Annotated in this window: 4 protein-coding genes; all 4 read left to right on the forward strand. The window is 63.0% G+C overall.

The annotated features are described in order from the left end of the window. The first annotated feature begins 29 nt into the window (after positions 1–29). Positions 30–2,168: an AMP-binding protein gene (locus LZC95_33590; GenBank protein ID WXA91377.1), complete on the forward strand. Its 2,139-nt coding sequence runs from the start codon at positions 30–32 to the stop codon at positions 2,166–2,168. Further along, positions 2,161–8,325: an amino acid adenylation domain-containing protein gene (locus LZC95_33595; GenBank protein ID WXA91378.1), complete on the forward strand. Its 6,165-nt coding sequence runs from the start codon at positions 2,161–2,163 to the stop codon at positions 8,323–8,325. The genes LZC95_33590 and LZC95_33595 overlap by 8 nt, the downstream gene beginning before the upstream one ends. A 74-nt stretch (positions 8,326–8,399) precedes the next feature. Then, positions 8,400–11,339 carry an acyltransferase domain-containing protein gene (locus LZC95_33600; GenBank protein ID WXA91379.1) on the forward strand — a complete coding sequence of 980 codons (2,940 nt, stop codon included), beginning with the start codon at positions 8,400–8,402 and terminating at the stop codon, positions 11,337–11,339. Positions 11,340–11,348: 9 nt separating this feature from the next. Continuing rightward, a complete protein-coding gene (locus tag LZC95_33605) occupies positions 11,349–17,198 on the forward strand; it encodes an amino acid adenylation domain-containing protein (protein ID WXA91380.1) in 5,850 nt (1,949 codons plus the stop codon). Positions 17,199–17,347 lie beyond the last annotated feature (149 nt).

Below are 17,347 nucleotides of genomic sequence, written 5' to 3' on the forward strand. Positions count from 1 at the left end.
GGTGACGCTCATCGTGTTGAAGATCACCGATGAGTCCCAATATTGATTTGGAACTCATGATGACGGATGACGATCGAACACTGGGCGATATCCTGCAGTCGAGGGCGCGCCAGCAGCCCGACGAGACGGCCTATATTTACCTCAAAGGCGGAGAGCACGACGAAATCAGCGTGACGTACGGCGAGCTGGATCGCCAAGCGCGCACCATCGCCGCCACCATCCAGGGCGCATGCCGCCCCGGCGACCGCGCCATCCTGCTCTACCCGCCGGGGCTCGAGTTCATCGCGGCGTTCTTCGGCTGCTTGTACGCCGGGGTCATCGCGGTGCCGGCGTATCCGCCGAAGGCCAATCGCAATTTATCGCGTCTGCGCGACATCGTCGACGACTGCCGGGCCGTACTGGCCTTGAGCACGCAGCAGATTGGCAACTCCATTCAGGGCCATTGGCCGGAGTTGCGCTGGATCGCCACCGATTCCCTCGATGGGTCGCTCGCGAACGGCTGGCAGGCACGCGCCATCGACCCGCGCGCGCTCGCCTTTCTGCAGTACACCTCCGGGTCCACGGGCACGCCTCGCGGGGTGATGGTTTCCCATCGCAACCTCGTGCACAATTCCGAGTGCATCCGCGACCGCTGGGGCCATTCGGCTTCGAGCGTGGGCGTCTGCTGGGTCCCGCAGTTTCATGATTTGGGGCTCATCATCGGCATTTTGCAGCCCGTGTACGTCGGATACAAAGCCGTGCTCATGTCGCCGACGGCCTTCGTGCAAAAGCCATTTCGATGGCTGCAGGCCATATCGCGGTATCGCGGAACGACGACCTGTGGACCCAATTTTTCCTTCGACCTTTGCGTCTCGAAGGTCACCCCCGAGCAGCGCGCAACCCTCGACTTGAGCAGCCTGGAGACGGTGATGAACGGGGCCGAGCCCGTGCTGCTCTCCACCTTGCAGAACTTCGCGGAGGCGTTCGGGCCGTGCGGTTTCGACCGACGGGCCTTTCGCGGCGGATACGGGCTCGCCGAGGGAACCGTCTTCGTGACCACGAGCCACCGGCTGCCGAAGGGCCCCAACGCGAGGTCCCTTTCCAGGGCCGCCCTCGAGCAGCACCTCGTCGCCGGCTCGACGGAGCGCGATGCGCAAGACATCGTGGCGTGCGGCCCCACGGCCGGCGATCAGGAGCTCGTGATCGTCCACCCGGACCTTCACACGCGCTGCAAGGCCGATCAGATCGGCGAGATCTGGTTGAAGGGCGAAAGCGTGGCGCAAGGCTACTGGGAGCGCCCCGAGGAAACGGCGCGAACGTTCCACGCCTTTTTGGACGACACCAAGGAGGGCCCCTTCCTGCGCACCGGAGATCTCGGTTTCTTGCACGAGAACGAGTTGTACGTCACCGGCAGGACGAAAGATCTCATCATCGTGCGCGGGCGAAATCATTATCCGCAAGATATCGAGCGAACCGTCGAAAACGTGCACCCTACCCTGCGCCTCCATTGCACCGCCGCTTTTTCCGTGCGCGAGCAGGGCGAGGAACGCGTCGTCGTCGTCCAAGAACTCAAACGCGACCACGGCAACGTGGACCTCGAGCAACTCACCGCGGACATCTTTCGAGCCGTCGCCGAGGAGCACGAGCTTTCACTCCATGCGATTGTTTTGATTGCCGATGGAAACATCAGCAAAACCTCGAGCGGAAAGATTCAGCGAAGCACGTGCCGGCGGCGTTACGAAGACGGCGCGTTCCAAGTGCTGCTGCAAACGACCTTCGCCGTTTCGACGAAACGGGCACCGATGGACAGGGCGGCCTTTCTGCAGCGATTTCAACGACTCGACGCAGAAGAATGCCGTGCGCAGGTGGAGCTGTATCTGATTCAGATGCTGCGCAGCATTCGGCAGGGCTTGTTCTACATCGATGTGCATCAGGCGCTGGTCAAAATTGGCTTGGACTCCCTGGGCGTGGCCGAGGTGCGAAGTGCCCTGGAGGACGACTTGGGCATGGCGTTCCCCATTCCAACGTTGATGGATATGTCGTTGCGCGATCTTGCGGAGGAGATCCTTCGCGGTGCGGCCACCGCGAGCCTCGAGGGCGTACGAAAGGGTGCCGATGGATTGTCCGACGCCGAGGTGACGACGTTGCTCGAAGACATGCTCTCGCTCGAAGGCAGCAACCGTGCGTAAACCTCTTGCGTATGCGCAGATGCGTCTGTGGTTGATCGACCAATTGGAGCCGGCCAACCCGATGTACACGATTTCCGCGGTCTTCGACCTTACGGGGGTGCTGCGGATCGATGCGCTGGAAGCGGCCTTGAACGAGATCGTGCGCCGGCACGAGGCGCTTCGCACGGTCTTTCTGCACGAAAAGGGTGTTCCCTATCAGGTCGTGCAGCCGTTTCAGCCGCTGCGCCTGCCCGTGGTCGATTCCGAAACACCGCCGGCGCCGTTCGATCTGGCCACGGGCCCGCTCTTTCGGGTCGAGTTGGTCCGCAAAGGAGAGCGAGAACACCTTCTGGCGCTGCAGATTCACCACATCGTTTCGGATGCCTGGTCGTTCAAGCTGTTCACGCAGGAGCTCGCGGCGCTGTATGCGGATTTCGTCCGAGGCTCGGCGCCGTCGTTGCCGCCGCTGCCGCTGCAGTTCTCCGATTATTGCGTTTGGGAACGGCAATGGCTGCGTCCCGAGCGGCTCGAGCCCCAATTGGCCTATTGGAAATCGCATTTGGCGGGTCCGCTGCCGGTGATTCAGCTTCCCACGGACCGCGTGCGCCAACCCAAGCAGACGCACCGAGGCGCCCTGCACCGATTCTACCTGCCCAAGCCGTTGATGGACGCGGTGAAGGCGTTCAGCCAGGGCGCGAGCGTCACGCCGTTCATGACGCTTTTCGCGGCCTTTCAGACGCTGATTTACCGCTATACGGGGCAGGAAGACATTCTCGTGGGCTCCGCCTTCGCGGGGCGCGGCAAGCGCGAGGTGCACGGGCTGATCGGCTTTTTCGTGAACACGCTGCCCTTGCGGGTGCAGCTTGGCGGGGAGCCTTCCTTCGCGGAGCTCTTGAAGCGCGTACGCGAGACGGCCCTCGGGGCCTATGCCCATCAGGACGTGCCATTCATCAAACTGGTGCAGGAGCTGCAACCCGACCGCGATACGAGCTATGCGCCCTTGGTGCAGCTCATGTTCGTGCTCCGGCAAAAGGCGCCCGTCCCCGTGTACCCGCTGCCCGAGCTCACCATGAGCCGCCCCAAGGAGGTGGACAGCGGCGTCGCCAAATTCGAATTGAGTTGGTCCATGGAGGAAGAGGAGGAAAATTTCCTCGCCCTCATCGAATACAATGCCGACCTGTTCGACCAGGCGCGCATCGAGCGCTTCGCCGAGCACTTCGTTACCCTTTTGCGCGCCGCCATCGGGCAGCCGGACCGCTCGATTGCAACGTTGCCGCTGCTCACCGAGCGCGAACGGCACCTTCTGGGCACGGGGAACGAGCCGGCGGCACCGCAGGTGTGCTTCCACCGTATTTTCGAGGCGCGGGCCGCGGAAAGCCCCGAGGCCGTGGCCGTGGTCTATGGAGATGCGCGGCTCACGTATGCCGAGCTGGATGCGCGGGCCAGCCGGCTCGCACGGCATTTGAGGCAATGCGGCGTGCGCCGGGACGAGTTGGTGGGCATTCGCATGCATCGCTCGCTGGATCTCGTGGTGGCGATTTTGGGCATCTTCAAAGCGGGCGGCGCGTACGTGCCCATCGACCCGACCTTGCCCGAGGAGCGCATCGGGTTTCTCCTGGAGGATGCTCGGCCCCGCCTGGTGCTCACGCAGGTCGATGTCGACGACGTGAATGGTGCGCTCGACCATGATGAACATACTCACGATTTGGCCTATGTCATTTACACGTCGGGATCGACGGGAAAGCCAAAGGGGGTACAGGTCGAGCATGCCGGGCTTTTGAATCTGCTGCAGGCGCAGATCGCGACGTTTGGCGTGACGAAACGTAGCCGCGTATTGCAATTTGCGTCGATGAGCTTCGACGCCTCGATCTTCGAGATCATCATGGCGCTGGGCACCGGGGCGACGCTCGTGGTGGCCGAGCACCTCACAGTGGGCGCGCGGCTGCTCGAATTGCTCGAGCGCCAGGCGATCACGCACGCCACCTTGCCGCCATCGATCCTCGCGCACCTGCCGGAGGCGGAGCTACCGGCGCTGGAGACGATCATCACGGCCGGCGAGGCTTGCCCGCAAGGGCTGGTCGATCGTTGGGCGGGCACGCATCGATTCTTCAATGCCTATGGCCCCACCGAGGCCACCGTGTGGAGCACCGTCGCGCCATGCCATCCGGGCGAGCGTGTGACCATTGGCCGGCCCATCGGGCATACACAGATTCTTATCTTGGATTCGCATTTGCAACCAGTGCCCATTGGCGTACCGGGAGAAATCTACATTGGCGGGATCGGATTGGCGCGAGGGTATCTCGGGCGACCGGAGCTGACGAAAGAGCGATTCATCGACAGCCCATTCGGGCGCGTGTATCGAACGGGGGATCTGGCGCGGTATCTGGACGATGGGAGCATCGATTTTCTTGGCCGCACGGACGACCAAGTCAAACTTCGCGGGTTCCGCATCGAGCTGGAGGAGGTGGAAAGCACGTTGCTGCAGCATCCCAGCGTGCGCGAGGCGGTCGTTCTCGTCAAAGACGATAAGCTGGTCGCATTTTTCTCCGGGAGTGCGGCGGCCGCCGAGGTTCGCGCGTTCGTGAAGGAGAAGTTGCCTTCGTACATGGTGCCAGCCGTGTGTGTGGCGATGGAGTCGCTTCCGCTCACGACGAACAACAAGGTCGACAAAGCGGCGCTGGCGCGGGTCGATGTTGGGCAGCGGGAGCTCGATGGATATGGTGCACCGGCAACGGTCACCGAGGAGATCCTCGCGGGGATCTGGGCCGATGTGCTGAAGGTTGACCGGGTTGGGGTAGGTGACGACTTCTTTGCACTCGGCGGGCACTCGCTGCAGGCGGTGCAGGTGGTCTCGCGCATCGGGGAGGCTTTTGGGCGGACTGTGCCATTGTCGGCGATCTTCGAGCGGCCGACCGTCGCAGAATTGGCCGAGTGGATCGAGCTGGCGGAGCGCACCGCATCCCCTGCCCTTTCCCTGCAAGCGACAACGCAATTGCAGCTATCGTTTGCACAGCAGCGGCTTTGGTTTCTTCATTCTTTGAATCCAGGGCGGGCCGAATACAATATTCCCGCGGCGATCGCGTTGCGGGGGGCGCTGGATGTGGAGAGATTGCGCGCGGCGCTCGGCCACTTGGTGGAGCGCCATGAGGCACTGCGGACCCGGGTGGCCAATGTGGATGGCGTGCCGCAGGCGGTTTTGGGTACGCCGCGTCTCGAATGTGCGCTTCTCGAAGATGACATGGAGGCCGCGGCACTTCGGGAGGCCCAGCGGCCGTTCGATTTGGCCAACGATCTTCCGATTCGGGCCACGCTGTTGCGTAAGGATCCTGCGCGTCACGTGCTGCTTTTGACGATTCATCACATTGCCGCGGACGACCGCTCGTTGCGGATTCTTCTCGAGGACTTGCACGCGCTGTATTCCGGGCAAGGGCTAGCCGAGCTGCCGGTCCAGTACAAAGACTTTGCGGCCTGGCAGCGAGCGTCGCTCGCGGGAGACGTTCACGCGCGCCAACTGGCCTATTGGCGCAGGCAGCTCGCGAACGCGCCGCCTCCGTTGAACCTTCCCACCGAGGGGCCGCGCCCGACGGAGCGCACCGGCGCAGGGGATAGTGCATCGTACCTTCTTCCGGCAACGCTGGTCGAGGCGCTGCAGCGCCTGGCGCGTCGCGAGAACGCAACGCTGTTCATGACCCTTCTGGCGGCGTTCAATGCAGTTCTACATCGGTATACAGGCGAAACCGATCTTCTCGTGGGGACGCCGGTGGCCAACCGCGGGCAGCGCGAAATCGAGCATGTGGTCGGCTATTTTGGAAACACGTTGGTCCTGCGAACGGATGCCTCGGGCAAGCCCTCGTTCCGCGAGCTCCTCGCGCGCGTGCGCACCATGGCGCTGGACGCGTACGAGCACGCGGACATCCCCTTCGAACACGTGGTCGACAAGCTGGGCCTCGCCCGCGACCGCGGCCACGCTCCGCTTTTGCAAATCATGTTTGCGCTGCAGGACACCGCCCCCATGCCCTCGCGCATCGGGGACCTCGAGGCGCACGTTTCGGAGACCGACAACAAAACGGCGAAGTTCGATTTGGTCCTTCTCCTGCGCCTGCAGAAAGAAGGTGGCCTCGTCGTGCGCGTACAATACGGCACCGACGCATTCGGCGCGGGCATCATCCAGCGCATGCTGGCGCATTACCACGCGTTGCTCGCGGGCATCGTCGCGAATCCCGATCAACCGATCCATGCTTTGCCCCTTCTCACCGAAGAAGAACGGGAGCAGCGGCTCGCGTGGAATGCGACGGAAACCGATTACCCGCAGCATGCCCGCGTGCACGAGCTCTTCGAGGCCCAGGTGGAACGGACCCCCGATTCCATCGCCGTGGTGTGGCACGAAGAGCGCCGGACGTACCGTCGATTGAACGAGGAGGCCAATCGGCTCGCGCACCATTTGATGCGAAGGGGCGTTGGCCCCGAAACGCCGGTGGGGCTCTACATGGATCGCTCCCTGGACATGGTCATAGGCCTGCTCGCCATCCTCAAGGCCGGCGGTGTCCATGTGCCACTCGACCCGGGTTATCCGCAGGAGCGAATCGGTTTCATGCTCTCCGACGCGCGCGTGCACGTGCTGCTCACCCATCGGCAGCTTGCTCAAGCATTGCCATCGCACGAGGCCGCGGTGGTGAACGTGGACACGCAGCGCGACGTGCTCCGCACGGAGAGCACGGAGAATCCGCGGCAGGGCGGCCATGTGGACCATCTCGCCTATGCCATTTACACCTCGGGCTCGACCGGGCGGCCCAAAGGCGTCGCCATTCCGCACCGCGCGATCAACCGGCTCGTGCTCCGGACCAATTACATCGATATTCGCCCCGAGGATAAGATAGCCCAGGCCTCGAATGCATCGTTCGACGCCGCCATTTTCGAGATATGGGGAGCGCTCCTCCACGGTGCCTGCCTCGTTGGCATCGACAAGGAGGTGGCCATCTCGCCCCAAGACTTCACCGAGCAGGTTCGGCAACAGGGCATTACCGTCTTGTTTCTCACCACCGCGTTGTTCCATCTCATTGCCCACGCGGCGCCTGCGGGCCTTCGCTCGGTGCGCGATGTGCTCATCGGCGGCGATGCGCTCGATGGTGGCTGCGTCAAGGCGGTGCTCGAACACGGGCCGCCCGGGCGCCTGCTCAATGTTTATGGCCCCACCGAGAGCACGACGTTTGCGACGTACCACCACGTCCGGCGTCCCCCGAGCGAAGGAACCATCGTTCCCATTGGTATTCCCCTTTCCAACACGGAGATCCATGTCCTCGACCCGCACCTGCAGCCGGTGCCGGTCGGCGTGCCCGGGGAAATCTACATCGGCGGCGCGGGCCTGGCTCGCGGCTATCTGCATCGTCCGGAGCTCACCGCCGAGCGCTTCATCACCCTCGCCGGGGAAACGCCCGCGATCGATGGCGTGCGGCTCTACAAAACGGGCGACCGCGGGCGCTACTTGCCCGATGGCACCCTCGAATTTCTCGAACGCCTCGATCACCAAGTCAAACTGCGCGGCTATCGCATCGAGCTTGGCGAGATCGAAGCCACCCTACGCGCCCATCCTTCCATCGCCGATGCGGCCGTCCTGGTGCGCGAGGACATTCCCGGGCACAAGCAATTGGTCGCCTACGTGGGACGCGCCGCCGAGCACGAAGTCAAAGCCAGCGATCTGCGCCAGCACGTCAGCCAACAGCTCCCCAGCTTCATGGTGCCGGCCCATTTCATCGTGCTCGATGCATTGCCGCTCTCCCCCAACGGCAAGATCGACCGGAAATGCCTCGCCCAAATGGGAAGTCCCACGCCACCGCGCGAAAACGACTACGTTGCGCCGCGCTCCGAGCTGGAGAAGAAGATCTCGGCGGTCTGGGAAGATGTCCTCCATCGCGAGAACGTGGGGGTCCACGACAATTTCTTCGATCTGGGTGGCTCCTCACTGCTCATGCCGCGCACGTTGAGTAAGCTAAACGGAGTACTCGATAAAAAGCTCGCACTGATTACCTTGTTCCAGTACCCGAGCATCTCGTCGCTGGCGAAATTCCTCAGCGAAGATTTCACGCCCGCATCGACCTTCGCGCAGACGAAGGAAAAGGCCAATACGATGCGCTCTTCCCGCTCCCGTCAAGCCGAACGGCGACGGAAGATCGCGCAATAGTTCACAATCATCCTCAAACGAGAAACCCGCGCGCGGCGACCGCCGAGTCGACCGAGGTTTGGACAGGAACATCGATGGGAAACGTGGTTCAGCAGCAGGAGCAGCACGATTTGATCGCGGTCGTGGCCATGAATGGCCGCTTCCCCGGTGCCGACGGCATCGAGCCCTTTTGGAAGAATATCCGCGAAGGTCGAGAATCCATCTCGTTTTTCTCGGACGAGGAGCTCGCCGACGCCGGAGTGGATCAAGCTACCCTGCGCCATCCGAAGTACGTCAAAGCGCGCGGGGTGGTCCGCGGCATCAAAATGTTCGACCCGCTGTTCTTCGGCTTTTCGCATCGAGAGGCGGCCTACACCGATCCGCAGCAACGCCTTTTTCTGGAGTGCGCATGGGAGTTGTTCGAGCGGGCAGGCTACGATCTGGATGCCTACGCCGGCTCGGTGGGGGTATTTGCAGGGTCGGCGATTTCCAGTTACCTACTGAATAACTTGTGGCCCAATCGCGAATTGGTTCACTCCGTGGATCCGTACCACTTGGTGCTGGCGAATGACAAAGATCACCTGACCACGCGCCTGGCGTACAAGCTGAATCTCAAAGGACCGTGCGTGACCGTGCAAACGGGCTGCTCGACCTCCCTCGTGGCCATTCATATGGCTTGCCAGGCGCTCTTGAACCGAGAGTGCGATATGGCCCTGGCTGGTGGCGTGGCGCTGAGCATTCCGCAGGTGACGGGATATCTTTATCAGGAGAACAACAAGAATTCGCCCGATGGGCACACGCGGACGTTCGACGCACGCGCCCAAGGCACCGTGCAGAGCGAGGGCGCGGCGCTGGTGCTTTTGAAGCGCCTGGACGATGCGCTGCTGGACGGCGATACGATTCATGCGGTGGTTCGCGGGTCGGCCATCAACAACGATGGCGCGGCCAAGGTCAGTTACACCGCGCCGAGCATCGATGGGCAGGCGGACGTCATCCGCACGGCGCAACTTCTGGCCGATGTGCCCGTGGATTCGATTCAGTACGTCGAGTGCCATGGCACCGCCACCGCGATGGGCGATCCCATCGAGGTGGCGGCGCTGACGAAGGCGTTTCGCGCGGCCACGGAGCGGGAGGGCTTCTGCGCCCTCGGCTCCCTCAAGAGCAACGTAGGTCACATGGACACCGCGGCGGGGGCGGCCGGCTTCATCAAGACGGCCTTGGCGCTGCACCACGCGTGCATTCCGCCGAGTTTGCACTTCGAGGCGCCCAATGAGCAAATCGACTTTGCTCGCAGCCCCTTCTTCGTCAATACGCAGCCCCGCGCGTGGGAAAGAGGAGACCATCCGCGGCGCGCTGCCGTGAGCGCCTTTGGCGTGGGCGGGACCAATGCGCACGTGATTCTCGAAGAACCGTGTTTGCGTGCGCCGTCCGATCCGGCGACGGACTGGCAGCTCTTGCTCCTATCGGCAAAGAGCGAGGCGGCATTGCAACGAAGCACGAGCAACCTGCTCGCGTACTTGGAGTCGCACCCCGACGCGAACCTGGCAGACGTCGCCTATACCCTCCAGGTCGGGCGAAAGGCCTTCGAGCATCGCCGTGCACTCGTTTGCCGCGACACCCACGACGCCGTGGCGACGTTGAGGGAGCTGCCGCCCCAACGCGTGTTCACCAAGCGCCCGCACGCCGAGACGCCCGTGGTGTTCATGTTTCCCGGTCAGGTGCCCCTGTACGAACAGATGGGGCGCGAGCTGTACGAGCGTGAACCCGCATTTCGCGCCGCCATGGCCCGCTGCGCGGAGCACATGGATTCGTCGCTCCCAGGAGCGGCCCCCAAAGCGGGGCTTGGTGCCCAACCGGCGCTCTTCGCATTCGAGTATGCGCTGGCGCAGCTCTGGCTTTCCTGGGGCGTCGAGCCTCACGCGTACATGGGCCATAGCATGGGCGAATACGTCGCCGCCACCTTGGCCGGGGTCCTCGATCTGCCCGATGCCCTTCGCCTGGTGGCTGCACGCGAGCGGCTTCTTCAGGGCCTTCCGCGCGGCGCCATCCTCACCGTCTTGGCCGACGAGTCGGTGTTGCGCGGCTTGGTCGAGCATGCGGGCGAGCATGTGGCCATCACCGCCTTCAATGCGCCCGGCGTTCATTCGATATCGGGTCCCCTCGAGGCCATCGACGCGCTGCAAACGGAATTGCAGCGCCGCGGCATCGTCCACAACCGTCTTCCGGTGTCCCTCGTTTCACACGGCAGCATGGTCGACCCCATCGTGGGCGCATTCCGGCGCGTCCTCGAGCAGGTGACGTTGCGCCAGCCCGAGACGCCCTACCTCTCCGGCGTCACCGGCCAATGGATCACCGCCGACGAGGCCATGGATCCCGAATACTGGGTTCGTCATTTGCGCGAGCCGGTGCGTTTCTCCCAGGGCATGTCCACGCTCCTCGCCCAATCGAAATGGATCCTCCTCGAGGTGGGCCCGGGCCGGACCTTGTCCTCGCTCGTCCACCCGCACGAGCGCGGCAGCGAACAAGTCATCCTCGCATCGATTCCCTCCGCCAAGGCGAACACCGAAGCGGAGTCGATGCTGCAGGCCCTGGGCAAGTTGTGGGCGGCTGGCGGCGCCATCGACCGCCGAGCCATTCTCGGGCACACCCGCCGCTCCCGCCTCGTCCTGCCGACGTACCCGTTCGAACGACAGCGCTGCTGGATTGACGCCGAGAACACGCTGGAGGAGCCGCCCATTGTGCCTCGAGAGAGCCCCGCCTTCGTGGAGGCGACGGAGATCAGCGACTCCCAACGAATCATCCTTCGATTCTGGCACGAGCTGCTCGGCACACCCACCATCGACCTTCATGACGACTTTTTCGACCTCGGTGGCAATTCTCTCTTGGGAATTCAATTGCATACGCGACTCAAAGAGCAATTCGACGTCGAAATCTCGCTCAAAGATCTTCTCGAAAAGACGACCGTCGCCGGCATGGCCGACCTGGTCGAGCTGACCATCCTCGAAGAAATCGAATCCCTGCACGTCCACGAATAGGTACCCGCCATGCTCGACCAATCCAACCGCATCGCCCAGCTCTCTGCCGAAAAACGCGCCCTCCTGCAGAAACGACTCTCGGGGAAGAAGCCTCCCGCGGCGAAGATCCCGCCGCGCGCGCAGCGCAATGTCGCTCCGCTGTCGTTTGCCCAGCAGCGACTCTGGTTCCTCGAACATTGGGATCCCGGTACGGCGGTCTACAACGTCAGCATTCCCTTGCGCATCTCCGGGCCGCTCGACGTTTCGCTTCTGGAACGCGCGCTCAACAAGCTCATCGAGCGGCACGAGGTGTTGCGCACCTATTTGCTCTCCACGTTTCGCGGAGAGCCGAGCCAGGTCATTCTGCCAAAGCTCACTGTGCAGATCCCCGTCGTGCCCATGTCGCTTCCGGAGAGCGAGAGGAATGCCTTTTTGGAGAACCTCATCGACGAGGAATCCAAGAACCCGCTCCCGCTCGACCAGGCGCCGCTCTTTCGCTCCCGCGTTTACCGGTTCGGTCCCGACGACCACGTTCTCTTCTTTCTCATTCACCACATCATTTACGATAGCTGGTCGCTCGGCATCTTTCTCCGGGAGTGGTTCCACTATTACGATGCCTATGCCCGCGGGGAAGAGGGCTCGTTGCCCGAGCTACCCTTTCAATTCGGCGACTTTGCGGCCTGGCAGATCGAGCAGATTGGCAATGAGCAGCACCGAAAGCAAGTTGCCTATTGGACGCGCCAGCTCGCCGATCGCGAGAACGTGCTCGAGATCCCCACGGATCATCCGCGCCCGGCCCATCTTACCTACCACGGAAAACTGCATCGATTCGTGATTTCGCCGGAGCTCAAACAGGCCATCAAAGATCTCGGTCGGGCGGCGGGCACCACGTTTTACATGACGACCCTCGCAGCCTTCAGCGTGCTCCTCTACCGGTGCACGGGCCAGACGGATGTCATCGTGGGCACACCGGTGGCGCATCGCCCGTATTCGGAAACGGAGCCGCTGATTGGCTATTTCGTGAACACGCTGCCTGTGCGCGTCAAGCCGCAGGGGCAGCTCACCTTTCGAGAGCTGCTCCGGCAAGTGCAGCATACCTTGCTCGGTGCGCTCGACAATTTGAGCCTTCCCTTCGAGCGGGTCATCGACGAGTTGCACCTCGAACGCGATACCAGCCGCTCGCCGCTTTTCCAGATCTTCTTCGCCGCCCAGAAAAGCCATATGCCTCCGTTTCATACGGAGTCGCTCACGTTCGAGTCGTGCCACCTGGACAATGGCACCTCGATGTTCGAGTTGAGCGCTTTTCTCTACGAGGAGGGCGATAGCGACGTTTTGCAATACAACTCGGACCTCTTCGACGAAGAGACCATTGCCATGATGGCCGAGCGCTTTCTCGTGATCCTGCGCGCGGTCACCGAGGATCCGTCGAAGCGTCTCGACGAGCTGCCGTTCCTCGCCGAGGGCGAGCGCGAGCTGCTGCTGCAGTGGAGCCATGGGCCGCGCCTGGATGTACCTGCAACATGCATCCATCGTTCGTTCGAGGAGCAGGCGGCCCGCACCCCCGAGGCGACGGCCATCGTTTGCGGTCGCGAATCCTGGACGTATGCGCGCCTCGATGCGCAGGCCAATCGCCTGGCCCGCGCCCTGCGAAAACGCGGAGTGGGCCCCGAGACGCGGGTTGGACTTTGCATCGAGCGCTCGCCGTGGTTGCTCGTCGGGCTCCTGGGCATTCTCAAGGCGGGGGGCGCGTACGTGCCGCTCGATCACGAATACCCACGGGAGCGTCTGGCGCTGATGCTCGAGGATGCGCAAGTATCGCTGCTTCTCGTCCAGGGGCACTTGCGGGACGCGCTGCCGGAGTGCGGGGCGCCCGTGATGCCGATCGAGCTCATGGCCGAGGAGAGCCCCGAGCCCATCGAGGATTTGAGCGCGCCCGAGCACCCGGCGTACGTCATCTACACCTCGGGGTCGACCGGCCGACCCAAGGGGGTCGAGGTTCTGCACGACAATGTCGTGAACTTCCTCGCCAGCATGCGCGCCGAGCCCGGATTGAACGCCGGCGATCGGCTCGTGGCGGTGACGTCGATCTCGTTCGACATCGCGGGGCTGGAGTTGTATCTGCCCCTCGTTTGCGGCGCCACGGTCTGCATCGCCACACGCGAACAGGCCACCGACGGCTACCTGCTCGCGGAGCTTCTCGAGAGCACGGCGGCCACTGTGCTGCAGGCGACGCCGGCCACGTGGCGCATGCTCCTCGACAGCGGGTGGACCAACGCGCAGGGCATCAAGATGCTCGTGGGCGGCGAAGCGCTGCCCAAAGATCTCGCGGACCGATTGCTGGCCACCGGTGGCGAGCTATGGAATCTCTACGGCCCCACCGAGGTGACGATTTGGGCCACGGCCGCGCGCATTCCGGCGGCGCCGGAGAGCATCACCATTGGACGCCCCATTGCCAATACGACGGCGTACGTGCTCGATCATGCGCTGCAACCCGTTCCCATTGGCGGCGTGGGCGATTTGTACCTCGGAGGACGCGGGGTGGCGCGCGGGTATCTGCATGCGCCCGAATTGACGGCGGAGCGCTTCGTGCACGTCCCTTCGGGCGAGCGGCTTTACCGCACGGGGGACCAGGCGCGGCTTCGACTCGATGGGAACCTGGAATTCTTGGGCCGCAAGGACCAGCAGGTGAAGTTCCATGGCTATCGCATCGAACTGGAGGAAATCGAGATTGCTCTGCGCGAGCACCCAGCCGTGCGCGAAGCTGCAATTGCACTGCGCGAGGATGCCCCGGGCGAGGCGCGCCTGGTGGCGTACGTGGTACCCGATTCTGCCTATTCACCGGACGAGCAGGCCACGCACCAGGAGCACGTCGAGGGCTGGCTTGCCCTTTACAATGAAGTTTACCAGCAGGCCGTTCCCGCGCTGAATACCATTGGTTGGAATAGCAGTTATACGGGGGACCTCATTTCGGCCGAGGAGATGCGTGAGCAGGTCGAGCACACGGCCGATCGCGTTCTCGCGCTTCGTCCTCGACGCGTGCTCGAACTAGGGTGCGGCGCCGGTCTGCATCTGACACGCATTGCCCCGCACACCGAGTATTACTTGGCCACGGATGGCTCGGCGAGCGCGCTCGCGTCTCTGCAAGGCCAGACGGATTTGCCTCCGCACGTGGAGCTGCAAGAACGGCAGGCGCACGACATCGCGGACTTGAAGGCGTCGCGCTTCGATTGCATCTTCATCAATTCCGTCATTCAGTATTTTCCGGATGTTCGCTACCTGCTGAACGTGCTGGAGCAGGCCGCGCATACGGTGGTGCCCGAGGGCACCATCGTCGTGGCCGACGTGCGCAATCGTCAACTCTTGGAGGCGTACCATACGTCGGTGCAGTTCCATAAAGCCCCCGACGCGTTACCGTGCGAGGAGCTACGCCGGCAAATCAAAGAGCAGATCCGCTTGGAGAACGAGTTGCTCGTCGCGCCGGACTTTTTCGAGGCGCTGCGCGAGCAGGTTCCCGCCATCGGGAGCGTGGAAATTCAATTGCGCCGTGGCCGCGTGCACAATGAGCTAACCCGTTTTCGGTACGACGTGTTCTTGCGCATGGGGCAAAGGCCCGTTGCGGAGAGCGGCCCCACGTGGAACTGGCGGCGCGATGCGCTGACCTTGGCGGGGCTTCGCGAGCGCCTGCAGGAGCAGTCGCCTTTCACCGTCGTGCACTTGGAGCACGTTCCCGACGCGCGTCTCGCCCGCGAGATGCGGATCATGGCGCTCCTTGCGGGCGGCACGGAATTGCAAACCGTGGGAGAGCTCCGCGCGCGGCTTCAGGCAGATCCACCGGTGGCCGTCGATCCGGAGGACATCTGGGCACTGGGAGCGCAACTCGGGTATGACGTGAGCATCGGCTGCTCCTCCCCGGACGAGGGCGCGAGCGGTACGTACCACGTGACCTTGCGGCGCACCCGCTTGCAATACGAGGCCGTGACACAGCCGAGTGACGCACCGGCGCCGCGTCCAACCTCGTTCTGGCAAGGCTTTACGAATCCGCCGCGGCAACTGCCCTTCGCGGAGCTCGCCCCGCGGATTCGCCATCACCTTCAGCAACGTCTCCCTGCATACATGGTTCCGGGCACCATCGTACCCATCGACGCGTTGCCGTTGACCCCCAATGGCAAATTGGACCGGCGCATGCTGCCGCCGCCGGAGAAGCTCCAGGAGACGCTGCAAACGATGTATGTCGAGCCCCAAACCGAGGACGAGCGGCGGCTCGCGCAAATCTGGGGCGAGGTGTTGCGCCTCGAGCGCGTGGGCCGCGATGACGACTACTTTGCACTGGGCGGCGATTCGGTGCGCAGCATCCTCCTGATTTCGCGGGCTCGGGAGGCGGGCTTCGTCTTCAGCTCCAAACAGCTGTTCGAGTTTCGCACCGTGGCGGCGCTTCTCGAGGGCATGGGGCACCGCGAAGAGGCTCCTCGGCAAGAGGCGGCTGGGGATCGCCTGCCGGGGCTCGAAGACATCGCGGGGCTCGTTCCCAACTTGGACGAGGTCGAGGCCGTGTACCCCACGACGTCGTACCAGCGATGGGGAATACGTCGCTACCAGACGCTCCAGGATCCCGCGCTGTACCTTACGCAGCCGCACTACCGCATTCGCAACGAGCAATTCGACCCTGCTCTTTTCGCGCAGGCCTGGCAGCAAACGGTGGCACTCCACAGCGCGCTGCGCACGGGGTTTCTCTGGGAGGGTCTGCCCAAGCCGGTGCAGGTCGTTTTCAAGCGGGCAACCCCCGAGGTCAACCAGGTTGACCTGAGGCATCTTGCATACGATGCGCAACAAGACGCACTGCAAGCGTTTCTCGCGGAGGACTTTCAGCGCGGGTTCGACTTCCACCAGGCGCCCCATGTCCGTATCGGCCTGATCCGACTGGACGAGGACGACTACGTTTTCGTCTACACGCTGGACCATTTGCTCCAGGACGGCTGGTCGATGTCCATGTTCTTGCGCGATGCGCTGCTGCATTATGCGGCGCTGCGGGAGGGGCGCCCCGCCGAGCTGAAATCGCCGCGGCCCTACAAGGACGTGCTCGAGTGGGCCTGGCAGCAGGATCGCAGCAAGGCGCACGCGTTCTGGCGCAACATGCTCGAAGGGTTTTCCAAGCCCAATCGACTCGTCACCTACGATGCGCCGTTCGAAGCGGAAAATGAGGCGCTTTGCCGAGAGGTGTTCCTATCGCCCAAGTTGTCGAGCGGGCTGTACGATCTATGCAAACGCCACCAGATGACGTTTTCGAACTTCATCGCGGGGGTTTGGTCGCTGGTCGTCTCCGCGGAGACCGGCGACGACGATGTGGTATTCGGCCTGGTCGTCTCGGGGCGTCCCGCCCACATGGAGGGCATCGAATACACAGTGGGCAATATGATCAATCTGCTGCCGCTGCGGCTGCGCGTCCGTCCGAGCGCGTCGTTCCTTTCCTGGATGAAGGAGCTGCAACCGGTCCTTTGGGAAATGAAGAATTACGAGTACGCCGAGGCGCTGACCATCTGGGAAGAAAGCCAATTGCGTGACGAGCCGCTCCCCTTCCAGAGCTACATCACGTACCAGAGCCAGCCACTCGACACCTACGCCCTCACCGTCGGCCGCCATTGGGCCCAAGGAAATATGAAGACCGCGCGCACCGGCATCCCATTGAAGCTGGAGGTGCTCCCCATCGCCCAAATTGGTCTTCGCTTTCAATACTACCGCGATTGTTTCGACGCCGACACCATCCCGCGCATGGCCGAAAGCTTCGCCTTCTTGCTCCAACTCATTCACGACAACCCCCGCCGCACCCTCACGGAGCTAAAAGAGCAACTCCGCCGCAAATCGAGCAACGGCAAGGCGGCCTAAAAAAAATATAGAAATTTGAACATGAAGGCGGGAAGACGGGAAGGGTTTGAGATTTTCAAATAAACACCTGAGACCCAATCAAAATACCTTCCCGCCTTCCCGCCTTCATGTGAATTCTCTCTAGCCGTTCCACCGCGCAGCACGTGGAG

The sequence above is a fragment of the Sorangiineae bacterium MSr12523 genome (assembly GCA_037157775.1).
Lineage (GTDB): Bacteria > Myxococcota_A > Polyangia > Polyangiales > Polyangiaceae > Pendulispora > Pendulispora brunnea.

What these genes read in the sequence shown, in the direction of transcription:
- LZC95_33600 (WXA91379.1), top strand. Translation starts at nt 8,400, where the DNA reads ATGGGAAACGTGGTTCAGCAGCAGGAGCAGCACGATTTGATCGCGGTC.
- LZC95_33590 (WXA91377.1), top strand. Translation starts at nt 30, where the DNA reads ATGAGTCCCAATATTGATTTGGAACTCATGATGACGGATGACGATCGA.
- LZC95_33605 (WXA91380.1), top strand. Translation starts at nt 11,349, where the DNA reads ATGCTCGACCAATCCAACCGCATCGCCCAGCTCTCTGCCGAAAAACGC.